The sequence below is a fragment of the Cellulomonas sp. PSBB021 genome (assembly GCF_002240455.1).
GTDB lineage: Bacteria > Actinomycetota > Actinomycetes > Actinomycetales > Cellulomonadaceae > Cellulomonas > Cellulomonas uda.
The window spans coordinates 2143575-2168088 of the sequence record NZ_CP021430.1; the positions used below are offsets into that span (position 1 = coordinate 2143575).

Consider the following 24514-nt stretch of genomic DNA (forward strand, 5'->3'; position numbering starts at 1 on the left):
CCTCGCCGAGCGCGGACGTCCCGGCTCGGGTGCGCACGCACGACCGCAGCAGTCAGACGCGAACGTCAGCAGTCGAGCGGGGGCCGGTGGGGTGGGCGCGCCCGGGGGCGGACGCCTGCGCGATGGAGCGTGTCCGCCATGGGGCCGCCGCGCATCGCGTCCTGCCAGGTCCAGCGGGCCACGGCGCGGACGGGCGCCGGCAGACCGTGCTCGTGCATCCGCGCCCGGCTCAGTGACTCGCCGGGTGACTCGCACGCGCCGTCGGCCAGCCGCGCGAGGGTCCGTGCCGCGAGCGCGCCCCGGCCCGACCCGACCGCCGCGACCTCACGCGCGATCTCGTCGGACGAGGTCATGCCTGCCCGCAGCGCCGCGTCCGCCGCGACGAGACCCGAGGCCACGCCGCCGACGCGGGCCAGGTCGACGACCGTGCGCGCGACGCCCGTCACCCGCAACCCGCCCGCGCGGTCCTCGCCGCGCGCACCGGCACGGGTGTGCCGCACCACCCCACGCGCGGAACGCCCGCCCGGGGCGGCGGGCACCGTGAGGTGGACACGCTCGTCGGGCCGGCCGACCGTCGGCAGCCCCCACACCGCCGCGGCCGACCAGTGCGACACGAGCGGCCGGCCCACGGCCACCGCAGCCGTCGCCTGCACGACGAGGAGATAGCGCTCGTCGCCGCCGAGCCCGTCCCAGTGCTCGCGTCCCACGTACGCGCCGCGACGCACCCGCACGAGCCCCGGGTCCCGCGCCGCGGCCGCGCCACCACCGACCACGAGCCCGCTCGTCGCACCCACCGCACCCTCCGACCACCCGCCCGCCCGCACCGTCGCCGCACCCTGGCACATGCGCCGCCACCCCGTAGGCGGCCGTCCCCAGCCCACGCCCCCACCCGACCCCAACCCCCGCCCCGCCGACTGCGCACGTTCCACTCCGAGCGCGCACGCCGTGCGTGCGCACTCGCACACGAACGTGCGCACTCGGGCAGAGGGAGGCCGACGCGCGCGTTCCGCCGCGGGTGGGTGCGTGGGTGTCCGGACCCGCGCACCGACGTGCGCAGTCGACGACGGCGTGGCGAGTGCGCACGTCCTGTCTCGAGTGCGTGCGCTCGAGAGGCGCACTCGCGCACGTGCGTGCGCAGTCGGCGGAGGGGGCCGGGAAGGAGACGGGGACGGGGACGGGGACCGGCCCGGTCGGGGCGGGCGGGGCGCGCGGACGGGGCGGGCGCGCGGGGCGGGCGGGGCGGGGGGAATGGGGGGAATGGCGAAGGGGCGTCCCGTGGGACGCCCCTTCGGTGGTGGCGGGTGAGGGATTCGAACCCCCGTAGGCGTTGCCAGCTGATTTACAGTCAGCCCCCTTTGGCCACTCGGGTAACCCGCCAGGGTGTGCCTGCCGACGATGCTCGGACCGTGTCCACGCCCGCCCCACGAAGGGGACGGCCGTGATCGCAGTCGTCGCTCGCGCGGCGTGCCGTGGAAGGATAGCAACACCCGGGCCCCACCGAGAAAACGGCGGCCCTGGCAGGACGAGCGGCGGCCGGGAAGCGGCCACCGCCACAGCACGGGAGGGCTACCCATGGCGAGCGAGTCGTCGTTCGACGTCGTCAGCAAGGTCGACCGGCAGGAGGTCGACAACGCGCTCAACCAGGCGGCGAAGGAGATCGCCCAGCGGTACGACTTCAAGGGCGTCGGGGCGTCGATCGCGTGGTCCGGCGAGTCGGTCCTCATGATCGCGAACTCCCCCGACCGCGTGCTGGCGATCCTCGACGTGTTCGAGTCGAAGCTCATCAAGCGCGGGATCTCGCTCAAGGCGCTCGACCTGGGCGACAAGGAGCCGAAGCCGTCGGGCAAGGAGTACCGCCTGGCCGCCGGGATCAAGGAGGGCCTCTCGTCGGAGGTCGCCAAGAAGCTCGCCAAGCGCGTGCGCGACGAGGGCCCCAAGGGTGTCAAGACGCAGATCCAGGGTGACGAGCTGCGCGTCTCGGCCAAGAGCCGCGACGACCTGCAGGCCGTGATCGCGCTGCTCAAGGGCTCCGACGTCGACGCGGCCCTGCAGTTCACCAACTACCGCTGACGCGGACGAGCGCCGCACAGCCGCGCCCTCAGGGGCGACGGTGTGCGGCGCTCGTGCGTCCGAGGGCCGGGCTCAGTAGCGTGTGAGCCCGCCCTGCGCACCGGCCTGCGCCTCGAGCCTGGCGATGCGCTCCGCCATGGGCGGGTGCGTGGCGAACAGCCGCGCGACGCCGGCGCCCTTGAACGGGTTGGCGATCATGAGGTGGGAGACGTTCTCGAGCCGCTGGTCCTGCGGGAGCGGGCGGGCCGCGGTGCCGGCCTCGAGCTTGCGCAGCGCGGACGCGAGCGCGAGCGGGTCACCGGTGAGCGACGCGCCGTCCTCGTCGGCGTCGTACTCCCGCGTGCGGCTGATCGCCATCTGGATCATCATCGCGGCGAGCGGCGCGAGGAACACCATGAGCAGCCCGGCGATCGGGTTGGCGCCCTCGCGCCGGTCCCCGCCGCCGAAGAACATGGCGAACTGCGCGACCGACGTGATGACCCCCGCGACGGCGGCCGCGACCGACGACGTGAGGATGTCGCGGTTGTAGACGTGCTGGAGCTCGTGCCCGAGCACGCCGCGCAGCTCACGCTCGTCGAGGATCTGCAGGATCCCGGACGTGCAGCACACGGCCGCGTTGCGCGGGTTGCGGCCGGTCGCGAACGCGTTGGGCGCCATGGTCGGCGAGACGTACAGACGCGGCATGGGCTGGCCCGCGCGCGTCGAGAGCTCGCGCACGATGCGGTACATCGCGGGCTGCTCGACCTCGGTCACGGGGACCGCCTGCATGGTGCGGATCGCGATCTTGTCGGAGTTCCAGTAGCTCACTGCCGTCATCACGACGCCGATCGCCGCGAACAGCAGCACGAACTTCGGCGTGCCGCGTCCCAGGATCCAGCCCAACCCCAGCAGCACCGCCCACATGACGCCGAACAGGGCCGCCGTCTTGAGGCCGTTGAAGTGGTGCCGAGTCCCCATGCTTTCCCTCCGCTGGTCGTCGCACCTGGAAGAACGCATCAGGATCCTGTCGCGTTCCCCGGTGCGGCGCCCGCGGACGACGAGAGGCGCGGGCCGCTCGGTGGTGCGGCGGGGTCAGCCCTTCGCCGTGCGACCGAGCGAGATGTCGACCATCTCCTCGCGCGGGACGACCTTGACGCGCTCACGCCCGTGGGGCTCGCCGAGCGAACGCTCGTACGCGTCGAGCAGCTGCCACCCGGACCACTCGATGACGTCGACGCCGCGCGCGGCGAGGAACTCGGTGACCGCGGCGGGGTCCCGCTCCGCGGCGGTGTAGAACGCCTCGCCGCCGGCCTCGACGTCCTCGGTCAGGTGGCGGATCGTCTCCGACGCGTCGGACTTGGTGTGACCGATGAGGCCGACCGGTCCCCGCTTGATCCAGCCGGTCGCGTACACGCCGCGCAGGTGCTCGCCGTCGACGTCCACGACGCGGCCCTCGCGGTTCGGGATGACGCCCGCGACGTCGTCGAACGGGATGTCGACGAGCGGCGAGCCGAAGTACCCGACCGCGCGGTAGACCGCCTCGACCGGCCAGTCGTGCAGCACGCCCGTGCCGGTGACGTTGCCGTCGCCGTTGAGCGCCGTGCGCTCGGTCCGCAGCGCGACGACCTTGCCGTCCTCGCCGAGCACCTCGACCGGCTTGTGCAGGAAGTGCAGGTGGATGCGGCGCGACGCCGTGAGCTCCTCGGGCTCCTTGAGCGTCCAGTCCGTGAGGGTCTTGACGACCTGCTTGGTCTGGTTCGAGGAGTGGATCGCGGCCATCGAGCCCTCGTCGAACTCGAAGTCCTCGGGGTAGACGATGACGTCGACGTCCGGGACGTGGCCGAGCTCGCGCAGCTCGAGCGGGGAGAACTTCACCTGCGCGGGCCCACGGCGTGCGAACACGTGCACGTCGCTGATCGGGTTCGTCTTGAGGATGTCGTAGACGTTGCCCGGGACCTCGGTGGGCAGGAGGTCGTCCGCGTGCTTGGCGAGGATGCGCGCGACGTCGAGCGCGACGTTGCCCGCGCCGATGACCGCGACGGTCCGGTGCTCGAGCGGCCACGTGCGCGGCACGTCGGGGTGCCCGTCGTACCAGGACACGAAGTCGGCGGCGCCGAACGAGCCCTCGAGGTCGATGCCCGGGATCGGCAGCGCCGCGTCGCGGATCGAGCCGGTCGAGAAGATGACGGCGTCGTAGAACTGGCGCAGGTCGTCGAGCTTGAGGTCCGTGCCGTAGTCGACGTTCGCGAGCAGGCGGATGTCACCGCGCTCGAGCACCTTGTGCAGCGCGACGATGATCTGCTTGATCCGCGGGTGGTCGGGGGCCACGCCGTAGCGCACCAGGCCGAACGGCGCGGGCAGGCGCTCGAACAGGTCGATGCTGACGTCGAGGTCGGTCTTGGACAGGATGTCCGAGGCGTAGATGCCGGCGGGGCCGGCGCCGACGACGGCGACGCGCAGGGTCGGGGTGCTCACGGGCGGACCTTCCGATCGGGGGACCAGACGCCCCGCTTGTCCTCGTGGAACCAGCCCTCGGACGGCCTTCCGAGGTGCGCCCGGGACGGCCCTCAGGTGCGGTCACGGCAGGCAGGGCGGGTTGCTGCGCGCCATCTTAGGCCGACCTCAGCCACCTGCTGGACACCCGCGCCAGCATGCGGACAATCGCCCACGATGCGGGCCGCGCCCCTCCGGACGCGGCGACGGGGTGGTGCGGGCACCTCCACGCGCCCCACCACCCCGCCCGCGGTCCGCGCACCCCGGTCCGGGGCGCGCGGCCGTCACTCAGCGCCGGGTCACCAGCGCCAGCTCTCGGTCAGCGTGAGCGTCCCGCCGGACGGCACCGTCACGCTGCGGTTCGCCCCGCTCTCCCAGGTCACCGCGCCGTTCGCCTCCTTGCGGACGTACTTGTACGCCACGGTGCTGCCCGGCGTGAGCGCCACGGACGCACGCCACACGGGGTACGACGCCGACGACAGGGGCACCGCCTTCGCCGGGTCCCAGCCGCCGAGCGCGGCGACGTCACCCACGACGAAGATGTTCTGCCCCCAGGTCGTCGTCGCGTTCACGCCGAACGACACGGCCGCGCTCGTCGGCGCCGTGGGTGAGGGTGTCGCGGTGGCGGTGGGTCCGGTGCCGGGACGGGCCCCGACGTGCAGCGCCACGGCTCCGTTCGCGGGCACGGTGAACGTCGCGGCGCCCGAGGACGCGACGGTCACGCTCGTCCCCGAGCACGTGAGACCCGCGCCGCCGGAGATCACGTCGCAGTAGGTGCCCGCCGGCAGGCTCGTCGTGAACGTGCGGGTCAACGGGGCGCCCGAGCGGTTGATGGCGACGTAGCCCTTGTCGCCGCGGCCGAACGCGATCTGGTCGTAGCCATTGTCCCACCAGCCGACGACGCCCGCGGTGCCGACCGCGTTGCGGAAGCCCACCATGTGCGCGGTCTCGTTCCACCGGTGCGCGCACGTGAACGTGCCCTGCCCGCACACCGCGTCCAGCACCTCGCCCGAGCCGGTCTGCGGCGCACCGGCGTCGTTGTTCGAGAACGCGTAGCCCGAGTACACGGTGGGCCAGCCGTACGGATAGGCGAGCATGAACACGTTCGCGAGCCGGTACGACGAGCCGTTCTTGTAGCTGAGCGTCTCGCCGTTGCGCTCGGTGTCGTGGTTGTCGACGAACACGCCGGCCTTCCCCGACGGCAGGAGCCACGACGCGCTGGTCAGACCCTGCAGGGACGTGAGGCTGCCACCGGCGAACGCGCTCTTGAGGTGCCGAGCGTAGGTGAACTCGTGCGAGTCGCCGATGCCCAGGTACTCGCTCGGCTGGACGGGCTCGCCGGCCGCGCCGATGACCTCCTGCACGATGTAGACGCTCTGGTCGGAGAGCAACGACTTGATCGCGGCGAGGTCGGCCGCGGCGATGTGCTTGGCGGCGTCGACGCGGAACCCGCGCACGCCGAGCGAGATGAGGTCGTTCAGGTAGTCCGCGATCTCCTGGCGCACGTACGACGAGCCGGTGTCGAGGTCCTGCAGCCCGACGAGCCGGCAGTTCTGCACCTGGTACCGGTCGGTGTAGCTCGAGATGTTCGACCGACACGCGTGGAAGTCCTGCGGCCCGTAGCCGCCGGCGGGGCCGGGGTAGCGCTCCTCGGTGAACGAGGTCCCGGCCCAGCCGGTGCCGCTCGTCTGCCCCGTCATGTGGTTGACGACGACGTCCGCGACGACCTGCACGCCCGCGGCCCGGCAGGTGTCGGCCATGGCCCGGTACTCGGCGCGCGTGCCGAGCTTGGACTCGATCCGGTAGCTCACGGGCTGGTAGGAGGTCCACCACTGCCCGCCGAGCACCGGGTGCTCGTTGGGCGGGGAGGTCTGCACCCAGGCGTAGCCGTCGGGACCGAGGTGGGTGGTGCACTCGTCGGCGATCGCGTCCCAGGTCCACTGGAACAGGTTGACGCCGACGTTGCGCGTGCCGGGCGGCGCGGCGCTCGCGGGCGACGCGCCCAGCGACGACGCGGCGACGAGCGTGGCCCCGAGTGCGAGCGCGGCGCCGACGAGGGCGGCGAGCGCGCGACGCGCGAGGGGGCGGGTTCGTGTGGTGGTACGCACGGCAGCTCCTCCTGCTCGGGCCGGCGTCGTCGCCGGCCGGATCGGGTCGCCGCGCCGTCGCGGCGACCGTGCGCCGGCCGTGGCCGGCTCGGGGCGCCACGTCCGCGGACGGACGAGGAGGAGGTGACCGGACGACGAGCGTCCGGGGCGCGCCCCGCACTCAGCACCATCCTGCAACGAAGTCGCAAGGACGGTGAAACTTGCTGCAAGCGGACAGTAGAGGCAGCGCGGAGCCCCGTCAACCGGACGCCCGGGTGTCGCGCGCAGCCCGGCGACGCGCGTCGTCCTAGGGTCACGCCATGCGCGCGGACCCCTCCCCCGGCCCCGCCCGCCCGCGGGCACCGGCCGGCGGACCCGCGGACCGGCGCGGCCTCGCGAGCGGCGTCGCCGCGTACGCGCTGTGGGGCCTGCTGCCCCTGTACTTCACCGTGCTCGCACCGGCAGGACCCGACGAGATCGTCGCGCACCGCGCGCTGTGGTCCCTGCTCGTGTGCGCCGCGCTGCTCACCGCGACCCGCACGTGGCGCGCATTCGTCGTCGTGCTGCGCGACCGGCGCACGCTCGGCCTGCTCACGCTCGCCGCGGTCCTGCTCGCCACGAACTGGCTCGTGTTCGTCCTCGCCGTCGCGACCGACCGCGTCGTCGACGCCTCCCTCGGCTACTTCGTCAACCCGCTGGTCACCGTCGCCCTCGCCGTCACCGTCCTGCACGAGCGCCTGCGGACCGTGCAGTGGGTCGCGCTCGGCTGCGGCGCCGCAGCCGTCGCCGTGCTCACGCTCGCCTACGGGCGCGTCCCGTGGATCGCCCTCACGCTCGCCGTCTCGTTCGGGCTCTACGGGCTCATCAAGAGCCGGGTCGGCAGGCATGTCGCCGCGGTCCCCGGGTTCGCGGCCGAGACGCTCGTGCTCGCGCCCCTCGCGGCGGGGTGGCTGGTCTGGCTGCACGTCCAGGGCGCCGGCACGTTCGTCGGGAACGGCATCGGGCACGCCGCGCTGCTCGCGCTCTCCGGCGTCGCGACGACCGTCCCCCTCGTGCTGTTCAACAGCGCCGCCGCCCGGCTGCCGCTGTCCGTCGTCGGGCTGCTGCAGTACCTCACCCCCCTGCTGCACCTGGTCATCGGGGTCGTCGTCCTGCACGAGCCCATGCCACCCGCACGGTGGTGGGGGTTCGCGCTCGTGTGGCTCGCGCTCGTCGTGCTCACCGTCGACGCCGTGCGCACGTCACGCGCCGCGGCGCTCGCCCGCCGCACGGGACCGCGCGTCAGCGCGGGAGGACCGCCGGGGCGTCGACCACCACGACCGTGACGTTGTCCGCCGCACCCGCCGCCACCGCGGTCGCGACCAGCCGGTCCGCCGCCGCCTGAGGATCCGCCTCCGCCTTGAGATCCGCCTCGATGCGCTGGTCCGGCAGGGCGTCCGTCAGGCCGTCCGAGCACACCAGCATCCGGTCCCCGGGGCTCACCGCGAGCACGTCCACGTCCGGCTCCACGGTCGGCGCACCGCCGCCCAGGGCCCGCGTCACGACGTGCCGCCACGGGTGGTGCGCGGCCTCGTCCGGCCGCACCACCCCGTCCGCGACGAGCTCGGCGACCTCCGAGTGGTCGCGCGTGACCTGCTCGAGCACCGCACCGGCCATCCGGTACGTGCGCGAGTCGCCGACGTTCAGCACGACCCAGCAGACCGTCGCCTCGTGGACCGTCAGCGCGACGCCCGTCGCCGTCGTCCCCGGGCGCCGCGTGCCCTCGCTCGCGAGCGCACGCACCCGCTCGTGCGCCTCGACCAGGGCCGCGCGCACCTCGTCGGGACCCGGCGCCCGCCCGACGAGCGCACGGAGCACCTCGACCGCGGTCGCGCTCGCGACCTCACCCGCGTCGTGCCCGCCCATGCCGTCCGCGACGACGAACACGTCGGTGTCCGCGAGCAGCGCGTCCTCGTTGTGCGACCGGCCGCCCTGCGACGTCGCCGCCCCCCAGCGCACCGCGAACGGCAGCGCGCTCATCGCGACCTCCGCGGGCCGACGAGCCGCCACGCCAACGCCACGAGCGTGACGACCGTCGTCGCCGCCAGCACCCACCACACGGCCGTCGCACGCACCGGCTCGAGCGGGTCGACGCTCGCCGGCACGGCGACCGGCGTCACCGCGGCGACCGGCGGCCCGTCCGTGCTCGTCGGGTTCGGCGGACCGACCGCGGTGCCGTCGTCCACGTGCTGCAACGCCTGGTCGGGACGCACCACGCCCCACCCCGTCTCGCGCGTGCGCTCGTGCGCGACCGCCCGCGCCGCCGTGACCTCGAGCCGGTACGCCCACTGCGCCGGGGTCTCGTCGGGGAACCGCTGCGCGACGAGCGCCGCAGCCGCCGACACGTACGCCGTGGACCAGCTCGGCGCCGGGGCGTCGACCGCGAACCAGCAGTCCCCCGCGCCCCGGTACACCCCGAGCACGTCCTGGCCCGGAGCGGCGACGTCGACGTGGTCGCCGTGGATCGAGGCGTCCGTCGCGTTCAGGTCACGGTCCACCGCGGCGACCGCGAGCACGTCGGGGTAGGCCGCGGGGAACCGGGGGCCGTCCGCGTCGTCGTCCGCCGTGTTGCGGTTGCCCGCGCTCGCGACGACGAGCGACCCGTTGCTCGTCGCGTGCTCCACCGCGGCCCGCAGCGCGGGGTCGTCGGCGTCGCTCGACATCGACACGTTGACCACCTGCGCGCCGTGGTCGACCGCCCAGCGGATGCCCTCGGCGATCCGGCCCGGGTCCGGGTCGGTGCCGTCCCGCTCGGCCTGCGAGTCCTCGCCGTAGTAGACCCGCACCGGCAGGATGCGGGCGTCCGGCGCCAGACCCCGCACGCCCGAGCCCTCCACCGGGCGCGCCGCGATGATGCCCGCGACCGTCGTCCCGTGCCCCCACGTGTCCTTGCGGCCCGCGTCGGCCGTGCCGGGCCGGACCACGTCGGTCCCCGCGAGCACCGCACCCGCCAGGTGGGGGTTGCTGTCGTCGACACCCGAGTCCACGACCGCGACCGTCACGCCGTCGCCCGTCGCGAGCTGCCCCGCGCGCTGCGCCCCGAGCTGCGCGAGCGCCGGCGGCTCCTCGTCGAGGTACCGCGGCGCCTCGCCGCCGCAGCCCTGCTCCGGCGCCGCGTGGGCCGCGGGCGCTGCGACGACGAGCGCACCCGCGAGCAGCCCGGCGCCCGCGCAGCCGAGCAGCACCGCCGCGACGCCCCGTCGCGCCCGTCGCGCCCGTCGCAGAGCGTGAGGGGCTCGCGTCACGACGTCACCGGCGTGCGCGCCGCGTCGACCGTGAGGTCCGGGCCCGTCTCGAACAGGTCGACCCAGGCGGGCGGCACGACCGTGACGTCCTGCGCGGAGTAGCCCAGCCGCGTGAGCACGTCGTCGTCACCCGCGTCCACGGACGACAGCCCGAACCGGCGGCCGGTCTCGTCGATCAGCGCGTGCACGCCCTTGCCGCCACCCGTCCGCGACAGGACCAGCGCACCGCCACCCGGGGCCACGTGCACGCCGGGGCGCAGCTCCTGCGTCGTCGAGACGAGCTCGACCCCACCCTCGTCCCCGGGCGACAGGACGACGCACGGCGCGACGTCCGATGCGATCGCGCCGACCTGCTGCTCCGGCCAGTCCGCGGGGGCAAGCGCCGTCGTCGTCTGCGCCGCACCCACGTCCGCGAGCGTGAGCGTCACCGCCTCAGTGCGGGACTGGTACAGGCCCACCGCGAACGGCGTCAGCGGCGCGACCTGGCCCTCGTCGTCGACGACGTACCAGCGGTCCGCGGTGCCCGTGCCCGCGACCCGCACGAGCGTGCCGACCGTCAGGTCCCCGAGCGGCGAGCCGGCGGGCAGCGGGTCGCCCGCGCCGTCCACGGTCAGCAGGCGGAGGTCGGAGCCCTCGGGCACGAGGTTGAGCCACGACGCGGGCACGTCCACGGGTGCCACGGTGTCGAGCCCGACCGCCCGCAGCACCGCGGACTCGTCGGCCGGCACGCGGTGCCGCAGGCCCCCCGCCACGACGAACGTCTCCCCCGCCGACCGCGCGACGAGCGCGCCGCCCGCCTCGGTGGGCAGCTCGACGCCGATCGACGCGGACAGCGCGTCACCCGCCACGCACGCGGTCCACCCGTCCGCGACCAGCGACGACGCCGCGGGCGGCGTGTCGGGCGCCCCGACGATGCCGATCGTCTCGCCGCGCTGCGTGTCCGCGATGACGTCGGGCGCGAGCTCGACCACCTTGAACTGGCCCGACTCCACCGCGAGGCGCGCGCTCGTCGTATTGACCACGGGGTGCAGCACGCCCGCGAGCGACACGTACCGCGTCCCCTCGCCCTTGACGACGACGAGCCGGTTGGCCTCCCACCCCGCCGGGTCGCTGCGGATCGCACCCCACGCCAGCGAGCCGATGACGACGAGAACCGCGAGCGAGACGCCCGCGACGACGCCGCGCATGGGCTTGGTCGGCTCGAGCTCCTGGCCGCCCGGCGCGCCGCTGACGAACGCGGTCAGCAGCCGACGACGGCTGAAGGACTGCGCCTCGACGAGGTCCCGCTTGGCTGCCACGCCCGCTCCCGGGTCAGACCATGCCCGCGGCGGCGACGCCGAGCGGCAGCAGGACGGCCAGGCAGGTCATCTCGACCGTGTCGCCCACGCGCGCGAGCGCGACCCGCCGACGCGGGGCCACGAGCCCGAGCGCCACGAGCGCCGCGACGGCCGCTGCCGCCGCGCAGACGAGCGCCGTGCGCCAGCCGGGGTGCACGAGCGCCGCGACGACGAGCGTCAGCGCGAGCCCCGTGATCCCGAGGCACACGACGACGAGCACGTCGGCCCGCGCGTACGACTGCCGCGTCGACAGCAGCAGGCCGACCCAGCCCACGACGAGCAGCGTGGTGCCGAGCAGGCCGGAGGGCACGAGCGTCGGGGTCGCGACGAGCGCGAGCACGCCGACCGCGACGCGCAGCGCGAGCTGGATGCGGTACCCGGCGTCCAGCTGGCGGCGGACGGCGTCCGGGTCGACGGGCGCGGGGTCGAGCAGGATCTCCGCGTCGCTGCGCGGCGAGACGACGCGCAACGGGGTGCTCGCGAGCGCGAGCCACGGCACGCCGATGCTCGCGGTGAGCACGACCGCGACCACCACCGCGAGCACGTCCTCGGCGGTCGCACCGGTGAGCTCGACCGTGGCGCCCACGACGCCGAGCGCGAGGCCCAGCCCGATGGGCGCGATCGCGGTCTCCCGGCCCGCGGGCAGCGCCGCGACCGCGAGCAGACCGGCGACGACGAGGCCCGCACCGGCCAGCGCGGCCGGCCAGCCCCACGTCGGCGAGCCGGTCCCGGCGGTGAGCCCCGCGACCGCGGCGGGCAGACCGGCCGCGAGCACCAGGACGCGCCCCGCGGACGCGTCGCGGCCCGTGCGCGCGACCACGGTGCCCGCGGCGACCGCGAGCAGGGCGGCGAGCGCCGCGACCACGGGCGCGAGCTGCGACGACCGGTCGGCGGTGAGCAGCAGCAGCGAGGTCGCGGCGACGATCGCGGACGCGCCCCAGGCCGCGCCCAGCGCGCTGTCGTGCGGCGTCCACGGGCGGAACCGCGCCTCGACCGCGTCCGCGACGGCCTCGACGACGTCGTCGTACACCCGGGGCTCGGGCTGCTCCGCGCCGGACTCGAGCGCCAGGACGGCGCCGTCCTCGACGCCGGACGCGATGAGGCTGCGCGCCGGGTCGATCGTCGCGCCCTCGGCGGTCACCAGGCGGTACCCGCCGTACACCGACGCGGCGTCCAGGACCCCGAGGGCGCGCGCGAGGCCCGGCACGATCTCCACGACGGCCACGTTCCCCGGTGCCCCGAGGTCGATGCGGCGGTCGCCCGCCGTCACCGAGATCCGCAGCAAGGTGCCGACGGGGGCCGTCGGGGTGCTCGGATCGGTCATCGGCGTCCTCGTGGTCGTCGGCAGGTCGCCGGTCAGCATAGCCACGCGCGAGCGTCCCCGAGGTGCGCTCGTGACCTGCGGCTCCTGCCTCGGCTCCGGACGCACGTCCGGACGTGGCCCGCGCGGTGCGGTCGGGTGACGCCCGGGCGCCGGTTGTCCACAGGGCGTCACCCGTCATCGGCGCGACGGTGCCCGGTTCGGTTACGTTGCCACCGGTTCGCGAGGAGCTCGCGGACTCACGTGGCTCGTCCGGGTCGCGTGCCGGCGTCGGCCCGTTGGGGTCGGGCATGGGGGAGGTGTCATGGCCGCTGAGGTCTCCGCAGCAGATGGTGCGATCAAGCAGGGCGCGGACGTGGTCGCGCGTACGCGCAGCGAGCTGCGCTCGGAGCTGTCCGCGCTCGAGGGCAAGCTGTCCGGGATCGGGTCGCACTGGCAGGGCCAGGGCGCGGTCGCGTTCAACCAGCTGATGGTCCGCTGGCGCGACGACGCGTCGAAGATCGTCGCCGCACTCGACGAGTTCGAGCAGAACCTGCTCACGTCGCAGTCCACGTACTCCGCGTCGGACGAGACGCAGCAGTCGACGTTCTCGCGCCTGTCCGGGCGCCTGGGCTGAACGAGGGGATGATCATGAGCGACCTGAAGGTGAACTTCGGTGGCCTGTCCACCGCCGCCGCCGACATCCAGTCCGGCGCCTCGCACATCGAGTCCCGTCTGAACGACATGGACTCCTCGCTGCAGCCGCTGCGCGCGAACTGGTCGGGTGAGGCCGCCGGTTCCTACGAGGCCGCGCGTGCCAAGTGGACCGCCGCGATCACGGACATGAAGGCGCTGCTGGCCGAGATCGGCCGCGCCGTGGCCACGTCGAACGACGACTACCAGGCCACCGAGCGGGCCAACGCCGCCCGCTGGTGACCCTGCGTCGGACCTGACCTGCGTCGGGCGGGTGACCGGGACACCGGCACCCGCCCGACGCACGCACCGTGTCTCGGCGTGCACCGGTCGGACCAGCCGGTCGGACCAGCCGGTCGGACCAGCCGGCCGGGTCAACCGATCGGGCGAACAGTGCCCACCAGGTGGCTGACCGATCCGCAGGGTCCGGCGCCTACGGATAAGGTGGGGCCGGTTTCGCGACCATTCGTCCGGAACCGACGTGGCTCGTCCGGGTCGCGTGCCGGCGTCGGCCCTCAGGGGTCGGGCATGGGGGAGGTGTCATGGCCGCTGAGGTCTCCGCAGCAGATGGTGCGATCAAGCAGGGCGCGGACGTGGTCGCGCGTACGCGCAGCGAGCTGCGCTCGGAGCTGTCCGCGCTCGAGGGCAAGCTGTCCGGGATCGGGTCGCACTGGCAGGGCCAGGGCGCGGTCGCGTTCAACCAGCTGATGGTCCGCTGGCGCGACGACGCGTCGAAGATCGTCGCCGCACTCGACGAGTTCGAGCAGAACCTGCTCACGTCGCAGTCCACGTACTCCGCGTCGGACGAGACGCAGCAGTCGACGTTCTCGCGCCTGTCCGGGCGCCTGGGCTGAACGAGGGGATGATCATGAGCGACCTGAAGGTGAACTTCGGTGGCCTGTCCACCGCCGCCGCCGACATCCAGTCCGGCGCCTCGCACATCGAGTCCCGTCTGAACGACATGGACTCCTCGCTGCAGCCGCTGCGCGCGAACTGGTCGGGTGAGGCCGCCGGCTCGTACGAGGCCGCGCGTGCCAAGTGGACCGCCGCGATCACGGACATGAAGGCGCTGCTGGCCGAGATCGGCCGCGCCGTGGCCACGTCGAACGACGACTACCAGGCCACCGAGCGGGCCAACGCCGCCCGCTGGTGACCCTGCGTCGGACCTGACCTGCGTCGGGCGGGTGACCGGGACACCGGCACCCGCCCGACGCACGCACCGCATCACCTGAGCACCCTGGGGGGATCCGTGTCGAAGAACGACGTCGGCGTCGACATCGAGCTGCTCGAGCAGCAGGTCAGCACCCTGCTACGACTGTTCGACCGCATCGACGTCGTGATCACCCAGGCGAGTGACGTGCGCTCGAGCCAAGACTCCTCCACGTGGTCGACGATGCCGTCAGCCCAGACGTTCGCCGAGGGGTACCGCACGGAGATCGCACGACTCGAGGCCACGTTCGCGACCCTGCGCGAGCGCGTCGAGCTGATCCGCGACAACCTCCGCCTCAGCGCGAGCGCGCAGTCGCGCACCGACGAGGACGTCCAGGGTCAGCTGGAGCGGTTCGACCCGAAGCCGTCGACGACCCCGTACTTCCCGCCCGGCTACCGCGGGCCGGTCGCGCCCGGCACCGACCCGCTGGGCCCGCAGGGCCCCGTGAGGTCGGGCGACGACCTGCGATGAGGGCCGCGCGCACCTACGCCGCGGTCGCGTCGGGCCTGCTCCTGGCCATCGTCGCCGCAGCCCCCGCCGCGGCCCTCGATGACGACGACGGCATGTGGTACTACACGGCCACAGGCATGTCCAAGCTGCATGAGCGCACCACCGGCAAGGGCGTGCAGATCGCGGTGGTCGACACGGCGATCTGGCCCGAAGCCGGTGACCTCGCGGGCGCGTCCGTCCGCGTGCACGAACCGTCGTTCTGCGCCGAGAAGTCGCTCGGTGATCCGCTGCCCGCCGCGCAGCGCACGGTCAGCGCAGCGCACGGGACCAACATGACCGCGCTCCTGGTCGGCACCGGGAGCGGCCAGAACGGGCACCCCGGGATCCTCGGGGTCGCCCCGGACGCGGACGTCTGGTTCTACTCGACACTTGTCGGGCCGGACGGCGAACAGGTGTGCCACTCACCCTCCGTCGAGGCTGGACGCTTCGTGTTCGGCGAGGCGATCGACCAGGCCGTTGCCGACGGTGCGGACATCATCTCGATCTCGCTGAGCAGCACTGTCTTGATGGACTACTGGGCCGTCACGCGGGCGCTGCACGAAGGCGTCGTCGTCGTCGTGGCGCTGTCGGACAACCCCGACCAGCCCTACCCGGGCTCGTTCAACGGGGTCGTCACGGTCGAGTCGCTCGGGCCGGACGTGCAGGTGCGTCCCGGGTCGCGGCCCGGCGCGGACGTCGTCGCACCCGGCGAGGCGATCCGCCACCTTGACGACGACCTGAGCTCGTACCGCCTGAGGAACGGCTCGTCGGCCGCGACCGCGTTCACCGCGGGGGCGCTCGCACTGGTCTGGTCCGCTTACCCCGAGGCGACCGGCAACCAGATCATCCAGACCCTCATCCGCAACACCGACGGCGAGGACCACGAGCTCTACCACGACCCGCTCACCGGGTACGGCGTCGTCAACGTCCGGCACATGCTCGAGCACGATCCGACCACCTACCCGGACGAGAACCCTCTGCTCGACCACGACCCCGACAGCATCCCCACCTATGAACAGGTGCAGGACCTCTCGCTCCTGGACGACCCGACGCTGCGTGACTCCCCGCGGCGTGAGACACCCAGCGCGGGCGCAACCACCCCGCTGCCGTCGCCCACCGCAGACGCGACCGCGACGCCTGCACCCGCCACGCCAGTCGCCCACGACGCGGGTTCGACCGCACCCGCGCTCCTCGCGGCCGGTGGCGGACTCCTGGCCGTGGGCGTCGCCGCTGTCGCGGTGCTCGTCTTCCGCCGGCGTGGCGCGACCGCGACCGGCGTCAGCCGGCCGGGCACCGGAGGTGCCACTCAGGCGTACGGCTCGGACCCAACTGAAGGGGGCAAGTGACGATGGCCGAGAAGTCTTCCGCCGAGCTCCAGAGGGCGCTCGACGCGAACCCGGACGCGGCGATCGCCGACGCCGAGAGGCTCGAGGCGCTCGGTGAGCCGCTGCAGGAGATCAGCACCGAGCTGCGCCGTCTGGCGAGCGACCTCGGGCTCGACGGCATGTCCGGGGACGCCGCGCAGGCGAGCATCGCCGAGACCGCCAGGTCGATGCTCGCGAAGGTCGACGCGTTGGCGGCGATCGCGACCGTCGTCAAAGAGGCGGCGAGCACGGTCGAGACCGCACAGCGCGAGTACCGGGCCCTGCCGCTCGGGCGGCTCACCTACGCCGAGCGCCGCGAGCTCGAGGCGAACGGTGCCTCGACCGGCATCCCCTACATCGAGAACGCCCGCGCCCTGGAGCGCGAGCGCGAGGCAGAGGCCGCTCTGGCAACGGTGAACTCACGCCTCCACGACCTCACGGACCAGGTCCGGGGCCTCGCGGACCAGGACCGCGAGGACCCGACGAGCCCCGGGCCCACGGACCCCGGGGGCCCGAGGACGCCACGGACGCCGTACGACCCGCCGTCGTCGAGCCCCGGCCCGGCCCCCGAGCGCCCGCCGCGGTTCGGGGTCGTCGGGCCCGTGCCCGGCGACCCCGGCGAGCAGCCCCCGGTCCTGCCGCCCGTGCCGCCGTACGAGCCCCCGTACGAGCCGCCTCAGACGGAGTGGCCGCCCCGGCAGCCCCCGCCCCCTGTCGACCCCGGCCCGGTCACACCCGGCCCCGTCATCGGCGACCCCGGCGACACGCACGGCGACGACCTGCCCGGCACCGGGACGCCCTCCCGGCCTGGCGTCGGGTCGCCCGTCCTCGGTGGCGGGTTCGCCGGCGGCGACGGCTCGACCACCGGCCCTGGAGCGGGCGGCGGGTCGATCGGCGGTCCGGGCTCCGGCGGGCTGGCCGGCGGTGCCCTCGCCGGTGGCGCCGTGGTCGGCGGGACCGCGCTCGGCGCGATGGGTGCGGCGCGGCTCGGCGGTGGCGCACTCCCCGGTGCCCTGGGTGGTGCGCTCGGCGGTGCGCCGGGCGGAGCCGGCGGAGCGGCCGTCCTGGGCGGTGGCCCTGCCGGAGCGGGCGCCGCGGGCCGCGGCGCGCTCGGCGCCGCAGGCGCGGGCGGTCGCGGCGGGTCGGCGGGCGGCATGGTCGGCGCAGCGGGTGGCGGCGGAGCCGCCGGGAGCTCGAAGCGCAAGCGTCGCGCGGGCTCGCTGGGCTACCTGGCACCCGAGCTCGACGAGGACGAGCCGACGACGACCGCGCGCGCCGCGGGACTCGCGCGCGGCTCGCGCGAGGACGCACCGAACGTGACCGTCGACGCCCCCGCGGACGACGAGACCTGGTGACGAACCGCTGACGGACGGCCCCTGCACCACCGGTGCGGGGGCCGTCGTCGTCGGTCAGCCCGGGAGCTGCTCCACCAGCACGGTCCGGTCGCCGATGCGCACCGTGGAGCCGCTCGGGACGGGGGTCGGCCGCTCCGGTGCGACGACCACCGACTGCCCGGAGGGCAGCACGACGACGGTGCCGTTGCCGGACCCTGCGTCCGCGACCCAGAACCCCCGCGCGTCGATGCCGAACCGCGCGTGCGTGCGCGACAGGGACCGCTGCGGGTCGTCGACCGTGACCACGTGGTCGCACCGCTCGCCGTCCCGCGGGCGCGGCGCGCGGCCGATGACGCCCGGGCCGCTCACGCTCATCGCCTCGCCCGTGTCGAGCGTCAGCACGAACGTGCGCGGCCGCACGGGCGCCGTCGGGGGTGCCGACGGGTGGGGCACCACGGGGTGCGCGCCAGCGTGGGTCGCACGCGGACCGGCGGCGGGCACCGGGCCGGGCGCCGAGGCGGTCGGCGGCACACCGGCCGGCGCGCCAGCCGGCGCACCGGACCGCGCACCGGTCGGCACGGCTGTCGGCGCACCGGGTGCCGGGCGGGAGACGGGCGCTGCCGAGCCGACGGTGACGAGGCCGGGCGTGGCGGGTGCCCCGACCCCCGCGCCGCCGGCGCGCGGCCCGCGGACGTCGACGACCACCGCGCGGCCCGCGCGGTCGTGCCAGCCCTGCCGCAGCGCGGAGCGGTCCCCCGCGACGGACCCGACGACGACCCACTGCCCGACCCCGCCGACGAGGTGCCCGGCCCCGACGACGAGGGCCCGGCGCACCGCACGGCCGAGGCCGGGCGCGTACGGCGTCTCGACGCGCGCCGCGCGCAGGCCGAGCACGAGGTTCCCCACGGTCCGCCCGGTCCGGGCCTCCCAGACGACGAGCCCGACGGCGAGCTCGAGCGCGACGAGAGCCGCGAGCACGGGCCGCTGCGTCGCGCCGAGCACGGCGCCCGCGACGCCGAGGACCACGAGCGTGTCGATCGCGAACGCGCCGAGACGCGCCCCGACGCCGACGGTCCGGACACCGTCGAACGCGGCCCCGAGGCCGTCCGCGAGGGCGGGGGCGCCGACGACGCGGGGACCGGCCGCGGCCGGCGTCGCCACGGGCGGGTGTGACGTGCGCGCCGCCCCCCGCGCGCGGCCCGACGAGCGACGCCGCGTCACCGGCGGCTGCGCCTCGACGACGATCATGGGTGCCGCGGGCGCACCGCACCCCGTGCAGAACCGGGCGCCCTCCCGCAACGCGCGTCCGCACGACGCGCAGGTCTGCTCGCTCATGAGCCCACCGTCCTCCGCAGCACCTCGACGAGCCCGGACGCGACGACCGCCGCCGGCAGCGCCACGGCCACCGCGAGCCCCTCCATCATGTCCGCCAGCCGCGACGCGACCACGGACCGCCAGCCGCGCGCGAGCGCGGTCCCGACCACCGCCACGACCGCACAGAGCGCGAGCGCGCCCACGGCGACGGGGATCCGCCACGCGAGCGGCACCGCGAGCGCGGTCTCGACGAGCAGCGCCCCGGCCGCGAGCCGGGGCAGCCACCGCCCGGCCGTGTCGCGTGAGCTGCGCGGGACGAGCACGAACGCGAGCAGGACGCACGCGACGAGCGTGTACGCACCCCAGCGCGACACGGCCGCGAGACCGTCCGCGCGCTGCGCGGCCGCGACGACGCCGGGCAGCAGCACGACGGCGACGACGCACGCGAGGGCGGTCGCGGTGATGACGCGCCGCTCGGCCCCCTCGACGGTGCGGGCGACGAGCCGCTGGCTCACGCGGCCGAGCGCGCGCGGCCGCGGGGCACGCACGGACTCGGCGGTGCGCGCGACCTGCGAGACGTCGACGAGCTGCTCGTCGGGGATCGCGAGCGCGAGGCGCGGCGCGATGCGCAGCACGAGCGGTGCGAGGCCGACCAGCAGCGCGGCCCCGGCCTGCACCGGCAGGTCGAGCAGGAGGGTCGCGGACTGGGCAGCGGCGGCGACGGTCAGCCCGCCGAGCACGACGACCGCGACGTCCTCGCCGTCGCGCAGGCGCCGGGTGACGACGGTGCGGACGCCGCCCGCGGTGGTCGCGCACGCCAGCGCGACCACGACGGCGAGCCGTCGCGCCGGTGCGTCGTCGGGCAGGACGGTCCACGCCCCGGCGGCGGCGGCGAGCGTGGGTGCGGCGAGGGTCGCGGCGACGGACGCCGCGGGCGCGGTCCCCCGTCCGGTGCGCCCCGCCGCGGCGACGGCGAGCGCGACGAGCGCCAGCGCGAGCGCGACGCCGGTCGAGGCCGACGCGGGCAGGTCCGGGACGGGGCCGAGCATCGCGGTGAGCAGCAGGACCGCACCGATCGCGCCCGCGAGCGCGAGCAGACCCGCCTGCGGGCGGGGGCGGCGGGCGAGCAGCTCCGGGTCGACCGGCCGGTGGCGACGCGGCCGGGGCGCGGGGCGCACGACGTGCAGCGCGCCACCGTCGGCGACCTGCCGGCCGACCGCGGCGCGCACGTCGAGCCGCTGCCCGGCGGAGTCGAGGACGAGGGTCGCGGGGTCGTCGATCGGGACGAGCGCGGCGCGCAGCGCGTCACCGAGCACGACGTCACGGCGCAGCGCGACATGGCGCTGCTCGGCGCCCACGGCGACGACGAGCCGCACGTGCGACTGCGGGCGGGCGTCGGTGGCCGAGCCGGGTGCCGCCACGACCACCTCCTCGTCCGTGTCCGTCCTGCGCGTGCGGGCCCGCCACCTGCGACGGCGGTCGGGTGGCCGCCCACATGCTACGGGTCCGGATCGCCCCGGTGCGGGTACCGTTGCGTGGTCCCGTGCATGCTCGACCCCGGCGCACGCTCCGGGCAGCGAGGAGAGCGATGTCGATCACCGCCGACCGTGGCGTCCAGGCCGGCCCACCGCCCGTCCCCACGGGTCAGGTCGTCATGCAGCCGCCGCCGGAGATCCAGCCGTCCGACGGCGTCAGCGGCGTGCTCTCGAACCTCGTGCCGATGCTCGGCTCGGTGGGCTCGATCGTCTTCATCTCGATGTCGCAGCCGGGCGGCAAGGGCATGATCGCGGGCGGCATGTTCCTGGTCGCGTCGCTGGGCTTCGTCGCGGTCAACGGGTGGCGCCAGCGCGCGCAGCACCAGGCGCAGGTCGTCGGTGCGCGGCGCGAGTACCTCGCGTACCTGGCGGACCTGCGCCGCACCGTGCGCCAGGCGGCCCGGGCGCAGCGGCGCGCGGCGCAGTGGTTCGCACCCGAGCCCGGCGCGCTGCCGGCGATCGCCGAGGAGCGCTCGCGGGCGTGGGAGCGCACACCCGACCACCCGGAGTTCCTGCGCGCGCGGCTCGGGACGGGCGCGCAGCAGCTCGCGCTGCAGCTCGAGGCGCCGCAGACGCCCCCGCTCGCGCAGCTCGACCCCGTGGCGGCCTCGGCCGCGCACCGGTTCCTGGTCACGCACCGCGTGCAGCAGGACATCCCGCTGTCGGTCGACGTGCGCAGCGCGGCACGCATCGAGGTCGCCGGGGCCGAGGACGAGGCCCGCGGGCTCGCCCGCGCCGTCGTCGCGCAGCTCGCGACGTTCCACTCCCCCGACCAGCTGCAGATCGCCGTCCTCGCGGGCGAGCGCGCGCTGCCCGCGTGGGACTGGGTGAAGTGGCTGCCGCACGCCCACTCGACGCGCGAGCGCGACGCCGTCGGAGCGGCCCGGATGATCGGCACGACGCTCGCCGAGATCGAGGGGCTGCTGCCCGAGGGGCTCGCGGACCGGCCGCGGTTCGGCCGCGCACCGGTCGGCTCGACGCCCGTGCCCCACCTGCTCGTCGTCGTCGACGGCGGTCACGTCCCCGTGGGCAACGGCATCGTCACGCCCGACGGCGTGCTCGGCGTCACGGTGCTCGAGCTGCCCGAGCACTGGGAGGAGCTCGAGGACGCGAACACGCTGCGGTTCCTGCTCGGCGCGGCGCTGCCCGACGGTGGCGTGCCCGTCGAGGTGCTGCGCCTGGGGATGGAGCCCACGCGGCTCAAGGGCGACCGGCTCTCGCTGCCGGAGGCGGAGGCCACGGCGCGCCGCCTGCTCCCCCTGTACGTGGACGCCGGGCCGCAGCGCGACGAGGGCCAGGTCTCCGCCGAGCTCGTCGACCTGCTCGGCCTGGGCGACGTGCGCGACCTCGACCTGTCGCGCGCGTGGCGCCCGCGGCTCGCGCGTGACCGGCTGCGCGTCCCGATCGGCCTGACCCCGCAGGGACAGCCCGTCGCGCTCGACATCAAGGAGTCCGCGCAGCAGGGCATGGGCCCGCACGGGCTCATCATCGGCGCGACCGGCTCCGGCAAGTCGGAGGTGCTGCGCACGCTCGTGCTCGCGCTCGCGCTCACGCACTCCTCCGAGGACCTCAACTTCGTCCTCGTCGACTTCAAGGGCGGCGCGACGTTCGCCGGCATGGCGGACATGCCGCACGTCTCGGCGATCATCACGAACCTCGGCGAGGAGCTCACGCTCGTCGACCGCATGCAGGACGCGCTGCAGGGCGAGATGGTGCGCCGTCAGGAGCTGCTGCGCGCCGCGGGCAACTTCGCGAACGTCGCGGACTACGAGAAGGCGCGTCGTACCGACCGGCCGGACCTGCAGCCGCTGCCCGCGCTGCTGATCGTGGCCGACGAGTTCTCCGAGCTGCTCGCCGCCAAGCCCGAGTTCGTCGACCTGTTCGTCGCGATCGGGCGCCTCGGCCGCTCGCTGCAGATGCATCTGCTGCTGTCCAGCCAGCGCCTCGAGGAGGGTCGCCTGCGCGGCCTCGAGTCCCACCTGTCGTACCGGATCGGCCTGCGCACGTTCTCCGCGTCCGAGTCGCGCGCCGTCCTCGGCGTGCCCGACGCGTACGAGCTGCCGCCCGTGCCCGGCGTCGGCTACCTCAAGCCCGACCCGACGACGATGATCCAGTTCCGTGCGTCCTACGTCTCGGGTCCGCCGAAGGCGCGGCGCCGCACGGCCGCCGGGGCGGGCCCCGTCGCCACGGGCCGTGCGCGCCTCGAGTCGTTCACCGCCGCGCCGGTGCTGACCGCCGCCGCGGGTCGCGACGAGCCCGACGAGCCGGACCTCGACGACGACGACGAGAAGCGCGCCACGTTCGACATCGCGGTCTCGCTCATGCGCGGCCAGGGCCCCGCCGCGCACCAGGTGTGGCTCCCGCCGCTCGTCGTGCCCGAGACGTTCGACCGGCTCATGCCGGACCTCGCGGTCGACCCCCAGCTCGGGCTCGTCTCGCGCGGCTGGCGCGAGGCCGGCGCGCTGACGTTCCCGCTCGGCATCGTCGACCGCCCGCTCGAGCAGCGGCGCGAGAACCTCACGCTGTCGCTCGCGGGCGCGGGCGGGCACCTCGCCGTCGTCGGCGGCCCGCGGTCCGGCAAGAGCACGGTCCTGCGGTCCGTCCTGACCGGTCTCGCGCTCACCCGCACGCCGCTGGAGGTGCAGCTGTACGTGCTCGACTTCGGCGGCGGCACGTTCACGCCGCTCGTCGGGCTGCCGCACGTCGCTGGCGTCGCCACGCGCGCCGAGCCCGACGTCGTGCGGCGGATCGTCGCCGAGGTCGAGGGGATCGTCGACGCGCGCGAGCGGTACTTCCGGGCGCACGGCGTCGACTCCGTCGAGACGTACCGCCAGCGGCGCGCCGCGGGCCAGGTCGACGACGGGTACGGGGACGTCTTCGTCGTCGTCGACGGCTGGTCCACGATCCGCCAGGAGTTCGACGAGCTCGAGCCGCGCCTCCAGGCGCTCGCCGGGCGCGGACTCACGTTCGGCATCCACGTGCTCGCGTCCGCGAGCCGCTGGATGGACTTCCGCACCCAGATCAAGGACCTGTTCGGCACGAGGCTCGAGCTGCGCCTCGGCGACCCGACGGACTCCGAGCTCGACCGCAAGGTCGCGGCGTCCGTCCCGCGCGAGCGCCCCGGCCGCGGGCTCGTCGCGTCCAAGCACCACGTGCTCACCGCGCTGCCCCGCATCGACGGCGACGGGTCGCCCGACACGCTCGGCGCCGGCGTGCAGCACCTCGTGCAGACCGTCGCGCAGTCGTGGCGCGGCGCTCCCCCGCCCAAGCTGCGCCTGCTGCCCGAGCAGGTCACGCTCGACGAGCTGCGCGCGCGCACACCTCAGGCGCCCGGCATCCTGCTCGGCATCGACGAGGCAGCGCTCGCCCCCGTCGTCGTCGACGTGCGCGACGAGCACCACCTGTACGCGTTCGGCGACTCGGGTGCCGGCAAGTCCGCGTTCCTGCGCGCCGTCGCGAGCGAGATCCAGCGCCTGCACACGCCGCAGCAGGCCCAGATCATCGCGGTGGACTTCCGCCGCGCGCTGCTGGGCGAGATCCCCGACACCTACCTCACGAGCTACCTGACCACGCACGAGCAGGCGACCGCCGAGCTGTCGGACCTCGCCGCGTACCTGCGCGGGCGGCTGCCCGGCCCCGACGTCACACCCGACCAGCTGCGAGCCCGCTCCTGGTGGACCGGTGCCGAGGTGTACGTCCTCGTCGACGACTACGACCTCGTCGCCACCTCGTCCGGGAACCCGCTCACGTCGCTCGTCCCGCTGCTCGCACAGGCCGGCGACGTCGGGCTGCACCTGGTGCTCACCCGACGCACCGGTGGCGCGTCACGCTCGCTGTACGACCCCGTGCTGCAGGCCGTGCGCGACCTCGCGGCGCCCGGGATCGTCATGTCGGGCAGCCCCGACGAGGGTGCGCTCGTCGGCGCCGCACGGCCCGTGCCGTCGGTGCCCGGACGCGCCCAGCTCGTCACGCGCGAGGCGGGCCTGCAGGTGGTCCAGCTCGCCTGGACGCCGTCGACGACCTGA

At 75.1% G+C, this 24514-nt stretch carries 20 protein-coding genes and 1 tRNA gene; 10 read left to right on the forward strand and 11 right to left on the reverse strand.

Features of this window, described 5'->3' with window-relative positions; translation table 11 throughout:
* Positions 1-65: 65 nt before the first annotated feature.
* Both CBP52_RS09780 and CBP52_RS09785 read right to left on the reverse strand, forming a co-directional pair.
* Positions 66-845, reverse strand: a complete 780-nt coding sequence (locus CBP52_RS09780; protein WP_094180785.1) for a hypothetical protein — start codon at positions 843-845, stop codon at positions 66-68.
* 447 nt (positions 846-1292) lie between these two features.
* Positions 1293-1377 (reverse strand) — tRNA-Tyr (locus tag CBP52_RS09785).
* A 195-nt stretch (positions 1378-1572) separates the two neighbouring features.
* On the opposite strand from CBP52_RS09785, the gene CBP52_RS09790 reads away from it, so the two are divergent.
* A complete protein-coding gene (locus CBP52_RS09790; protein ID WP_094180786.1) occupies positions 1573-2070 on the forward strand; it encodes a YajQ family cyclic di-GMP-binding protein in 498 nt (165 codons plus the stop codon).
* A gap of 72 nt (positions 2071-2142) precedes the next feature.
* On the opposite strand, the gene htpX is transcribed toward CBP52_RS09790, so the two are convergent.
* The 3 genes from htpX to CBP52_RS09805 all read right to left on the reverse strand — a co-directional run bounded on the left by htpX (position 2143) and on the right by CBP52_RS09805 (position 6650).
* On the reverse strand, positions 2143-3027 hold the full coding sequence (gene htpX / locus CBP52_RS09795; protein ID WP_094180787.1) for a zinc metalloprotease HtpX: 885 nt from the start codon (positions 3025-3027) through the stop codon (positions 2143-2145).
* Positions 3028-3141: 114 nt separating this feature from the next.
* Complete coding sequence (locus CBP52_RS09800; RefSeq protein ID WP_094180788.1) at positions 3142-4524, reverse strand: FAD-dependent oxidoreductase; 1383 nt, start codon at positions 4522-4524, stop codon at positions 3142-3144.
* A 317-nt stretch (positions 4525-4841) separates the two neighbouring features.
* Positions 4842-6650: a carbohydrate-binding module family 20 domain-containing protein gene (locus CBP52_RS09805; protein WP_094180789.1), complete on the reverse strand. Its 1809-nt coding sequence runs from the start codon at positions 6648-6650 to the stop codon at positions 4842-4844.
* A gap of 299 nt (positions 6651-6949) precedes the next feature.
* Between CBP52_RS09805 and rarD the strand changes: the two genes are divergently transcribed.
* On the forward strand, positions 6950-7954 hold the full coding sequence (rarD, locus tag CBP52_RS09810; RefSeq protein WP_094180790.1) for an EamA family transporter RarD: 1005 nt from the start codon (positions 6950-6952) through the stop codon (positions 7952-7954).
* Here rarD and CBP52_RS09815 read toward each other — a convergent pair.
* Genes CBP52_RS09815 through eccD form a run of 4 tightly spaced genes read right to left on the reverse strand, consistent with a single transcriptional unit; the run spans position 7911 to position 12574 of the window.
* Positions 7911-8648: a PP2C family serine/threonine-protein phosphatase gene (locus CBP52_RS09815; protein WP_094182303.1), complete on the reverse strand. Its 738-nt coding sequence runs from the start codon at positions 8646-8648 to the stop codon at positions 7911-7913. The genes rarD and CBP52_RS09815 overlap by 44 nt on opposite strands.
* The gene (locus CBP52_RS09820; RefSeq protein ID WP_198303428.1) at positions 8645-9913 is read right to left on the reverse strand and encodes a S8 family serine peptidase; all 1269 of its coding nucleotides are present in this window, start codon (positions 9911-9913) and stop codon (positions 8645-8647) included. Before CBP52_RS09820 ends, CBP52_RS09815 begins: the two co-directional genes overlap by 4 nt.
* On the reverse strand, positions 9910-11211 hold the full coding sequence (gene eccB, locus CBP52_RS09825; protein ID WP_094180792.1) for a type VII secretion protein EccB: 1302 nt from the start codon (positions 11209-11211) through the stop codon (positions 9910-9912). The genes CBP52_RS09820 and eccB overlap by 4 nt, the downstream gene beginning before the upstream one ends.
* 13 nt (positions 11212-11224) lie before the next feature.
* Positions 11225-12574 (reverse strand): type VII secretion integral membrane protein EccD, encoded by a 1350-nt coding sequence (eccD, locus tag CBP52_RS09830; protein ID WP_094182304.1) that lies wholly within the window; start codon positions 12572-12574, stop codon positions 11225-11227.
* A gap of 301 nt (positions 12575-12875) precedes the next feature.
* Here eccD and CBP52_RS09835 point away from each other — a divergent pair, with 301 nt between their 5' ends.
* From CBP52_RS09835 to CBP52_RS09865, 7 genes are all read left to right on the forward strand, one after another.
* Entirely contained in the window at positions 12876-13187 is a 312-nt protein-coding gene (locus CBP52_RS09835) for a WXG100 family type VII secretion target (protein WP_094180793.1), read from the forward strand.
* 14 nt (positions 13188-13201) lie between these two features.
* Positions 13202-13486 carry a WXG100 family type VII secretion target gene (locus CBP52_RS09840; RefSeq protein ID WP_094182305.1) on the forward strand — a complete coding sequence of 95 codons (285 nt, stop codon included), beginning with the start codon at positions 13202-13204 and terminating at the stop codon, positions 13484-13486.
* A gap of 299 nt (positions 13487-13785) precedes the next feature.
* Positions 13786-14097 carry a WXG100 family type VII secretion target gene (locus CBP52_RS09845; protein WP_094180793.1) on the forward strand — a complete coding sequence of 104 codons (312 nt, stop codon included), beginning with the start codon at positions 13786-13788 and terminating at the stop codon, positions 14095-14097.
* 14 nt (positions 14098-14111) lie between these two features.
* Positions 14112-14396: a WXG100 family type VII secretion target gene (locus CBP52_RS09850; RefSeq protein WP_094182305.1), complete on the forward strand. Its 285-nt coding sequence runs from the start codon at positions 14112-14114 to the stop codon at positions 14394-14396.
* Positions 14397-14492: 96 nt separating this feature from the next.
* Positions 14493-14924, forward strand: coding sequence for a hypothetical protein (locus CBP52_RS09855; RefSeq protein ID WP_094180794.1), 432 nt, complete (start codon positions 14493-14495; stop codon positions 14922-14924).
* Positions 14921-16288: a S8 family serine peptidase gene (locus tag CBP52_RS09860; protein ID WP_094180795.1), complete on the forward strand. Its 1368-nt coding sequence runs from the start codon at positions 14921-14923 to the stop codon at positions 16286-16288. The genes CBP52_RS09855 and CBP52_RS09860 overlap by 4 nt, the downstream gene beginning before the upstream one ends.
* A 2-nt stretch (positions 16289-16290) precedes the next feature.
* Positions 16291-17661 (forward strand): hypothetical protein, encoded by a 1371-nt coding sequence (locus tag CBP52_RS09865; RefSeq protein WP_094180796.1) that lies wholly within the window; start codon positions 16291-16293, stop codon positions 17659-17661.
* 54 nt (positions 17662-17715) lie between these two features.
* Here CBP52_RS09865 and CBP52_RS09870 read toward each other — a convergent pair whose 3' ends face one another.
* The gene (locus tag CBP52_RS09870; protein ID WP_094180797.1) at positions 17716-18975 is read right to left on the reverse strand and encodes an RDD family protein; all 1260 of its coding nucleotides are present in this window, start codon (positions 18973-18975) and stop codon (positions 17716-17718) included.
* On the reverse strand, positions 18972-20375 hold the full coding sequence (locus CBP52_RS09875; protein WP_157732570.1) for a hypothetical protein: 1404 nt from the start codon (positions 20373-20375) through the stop codon (positions 18972-18974). The genes CBP52_RS09870 and CBP52_RS09875 overlap by 4 nt, the downstream gene beginning before the upstream one ends.
* Before the next feature lie 167 nt (positions 20376-20542).
* On the opposite strand from CBP52_RS09875, the gene eccCa reads away from it, so the two are divergent.
* Positions 20543-24514, forward strand: a complete 3972-nt coding sequence (gene eccCa, locus CBP52_RS09880; protein ID WP_094180799.1) for a type VII secretion protein EccCa — start codon at positions 20543-20545, stop codon at positions 24512-24514.

Bases quoted from the DNA above. Each gene is read 5' to 3' on its own strand.
- CBP52_RS09780 (WP_094180785.1), bottom strand. From the start codon at position 845: ATGTGCCAGGGTGCGGCGACGGTGCGGGCGGGCGGGTGGTCGGAGGGT.
- CBP52_RS09790 (WP_094180786.1), top strand. From the start codon at position 1,573: ATGGCGAGCGAGTCGTCGTTCGACGTCGTCAGCAAGGTCGACCGGCAG.
- htpX (WP_094180787.1), bottom strand. From the start codon at position 3,027: ATGGGGACTCGGCACCACTTCAACGGCCTCAAGACGGCGGCCCTGTTC.
- rarD (WP_094180790.1), top strand. From the start codon at position 6,950: ATGCGCGCGGACCCCTCCCCCGGCCCCGCCCGCCCGCGGGCACCGGCC.
- CBP52_RS09815 (WP_094182303.1), bottom strand. From the start codon at position 8,648: ATGAGCGCGCTGCCGTTCGCGGTGCGCTGGGGGGCGGCGACGTCGCAG.
- eccD (WP_094182304.1), bottom strand. From the start codon at position 12,574: ATGACCGATCCGAGCACCCCGACGGCCCCCGTCGGCACCTTGCTGCGG.
- CBP52_RS09835 (WP_094180793.1), top strand. From the start codon at position 12,876: ATGGCCGCTGAGGTCTCCGCAGCAGATGGTGCGATCAAGCAGGGCGCG.
- CBP52_RS09840 (WP_094182305.1), top strand. From the start codon at position 13,202: ATGAGCGACCTGAAGGTGAACTTCGGTGGCCTGTCCACCGCCGCCGCC.
- CBP52_RS09845 (WP_094180793.1), top strand. From the start codon at position 13,786: ATGGCCGCTGAGGTCTCCGCAGCAGATGGTGCGATCAAGCAGGGCGCG.
- CBP52_RS09850 (WP_094182305.1), top strand. From the start codon at position 14,112: ATGAGCGACCTGAAGGTGAACTTCGGTGGCCTGTCCACCGCCGCCGCC.
- CBP52_RS09860 (WP_094180795.1), top strand. From the start codon at position 14,921: ATGAGGGCCGCGCGCACCTACGCCGCGGTCGCGTCGGGCCTGCTCCTG.
- CBP52_RS09865 (WP_094180796.1), top strand. From the start codon at position 16,291: ATGGCCGAGAAGTCTTCCGCCGAGCTCCAGAGGGCGCTCGACGCGAAC.
- CBP52_RS09870 (WP_094180797.1), bottom strand. From the start codon at position 18,975: ATGAGCGAGCAGACCTGCGCGTCGTGCGGACGCGCGTTGCGGGAGGGC.
- eccCa (WP_094180799.1), top strand. From the start codon at position 20,543: ATGTCGATCACCGCCGACCGTGGCGTCCAGGCCGGCCCACCGCCCGTC.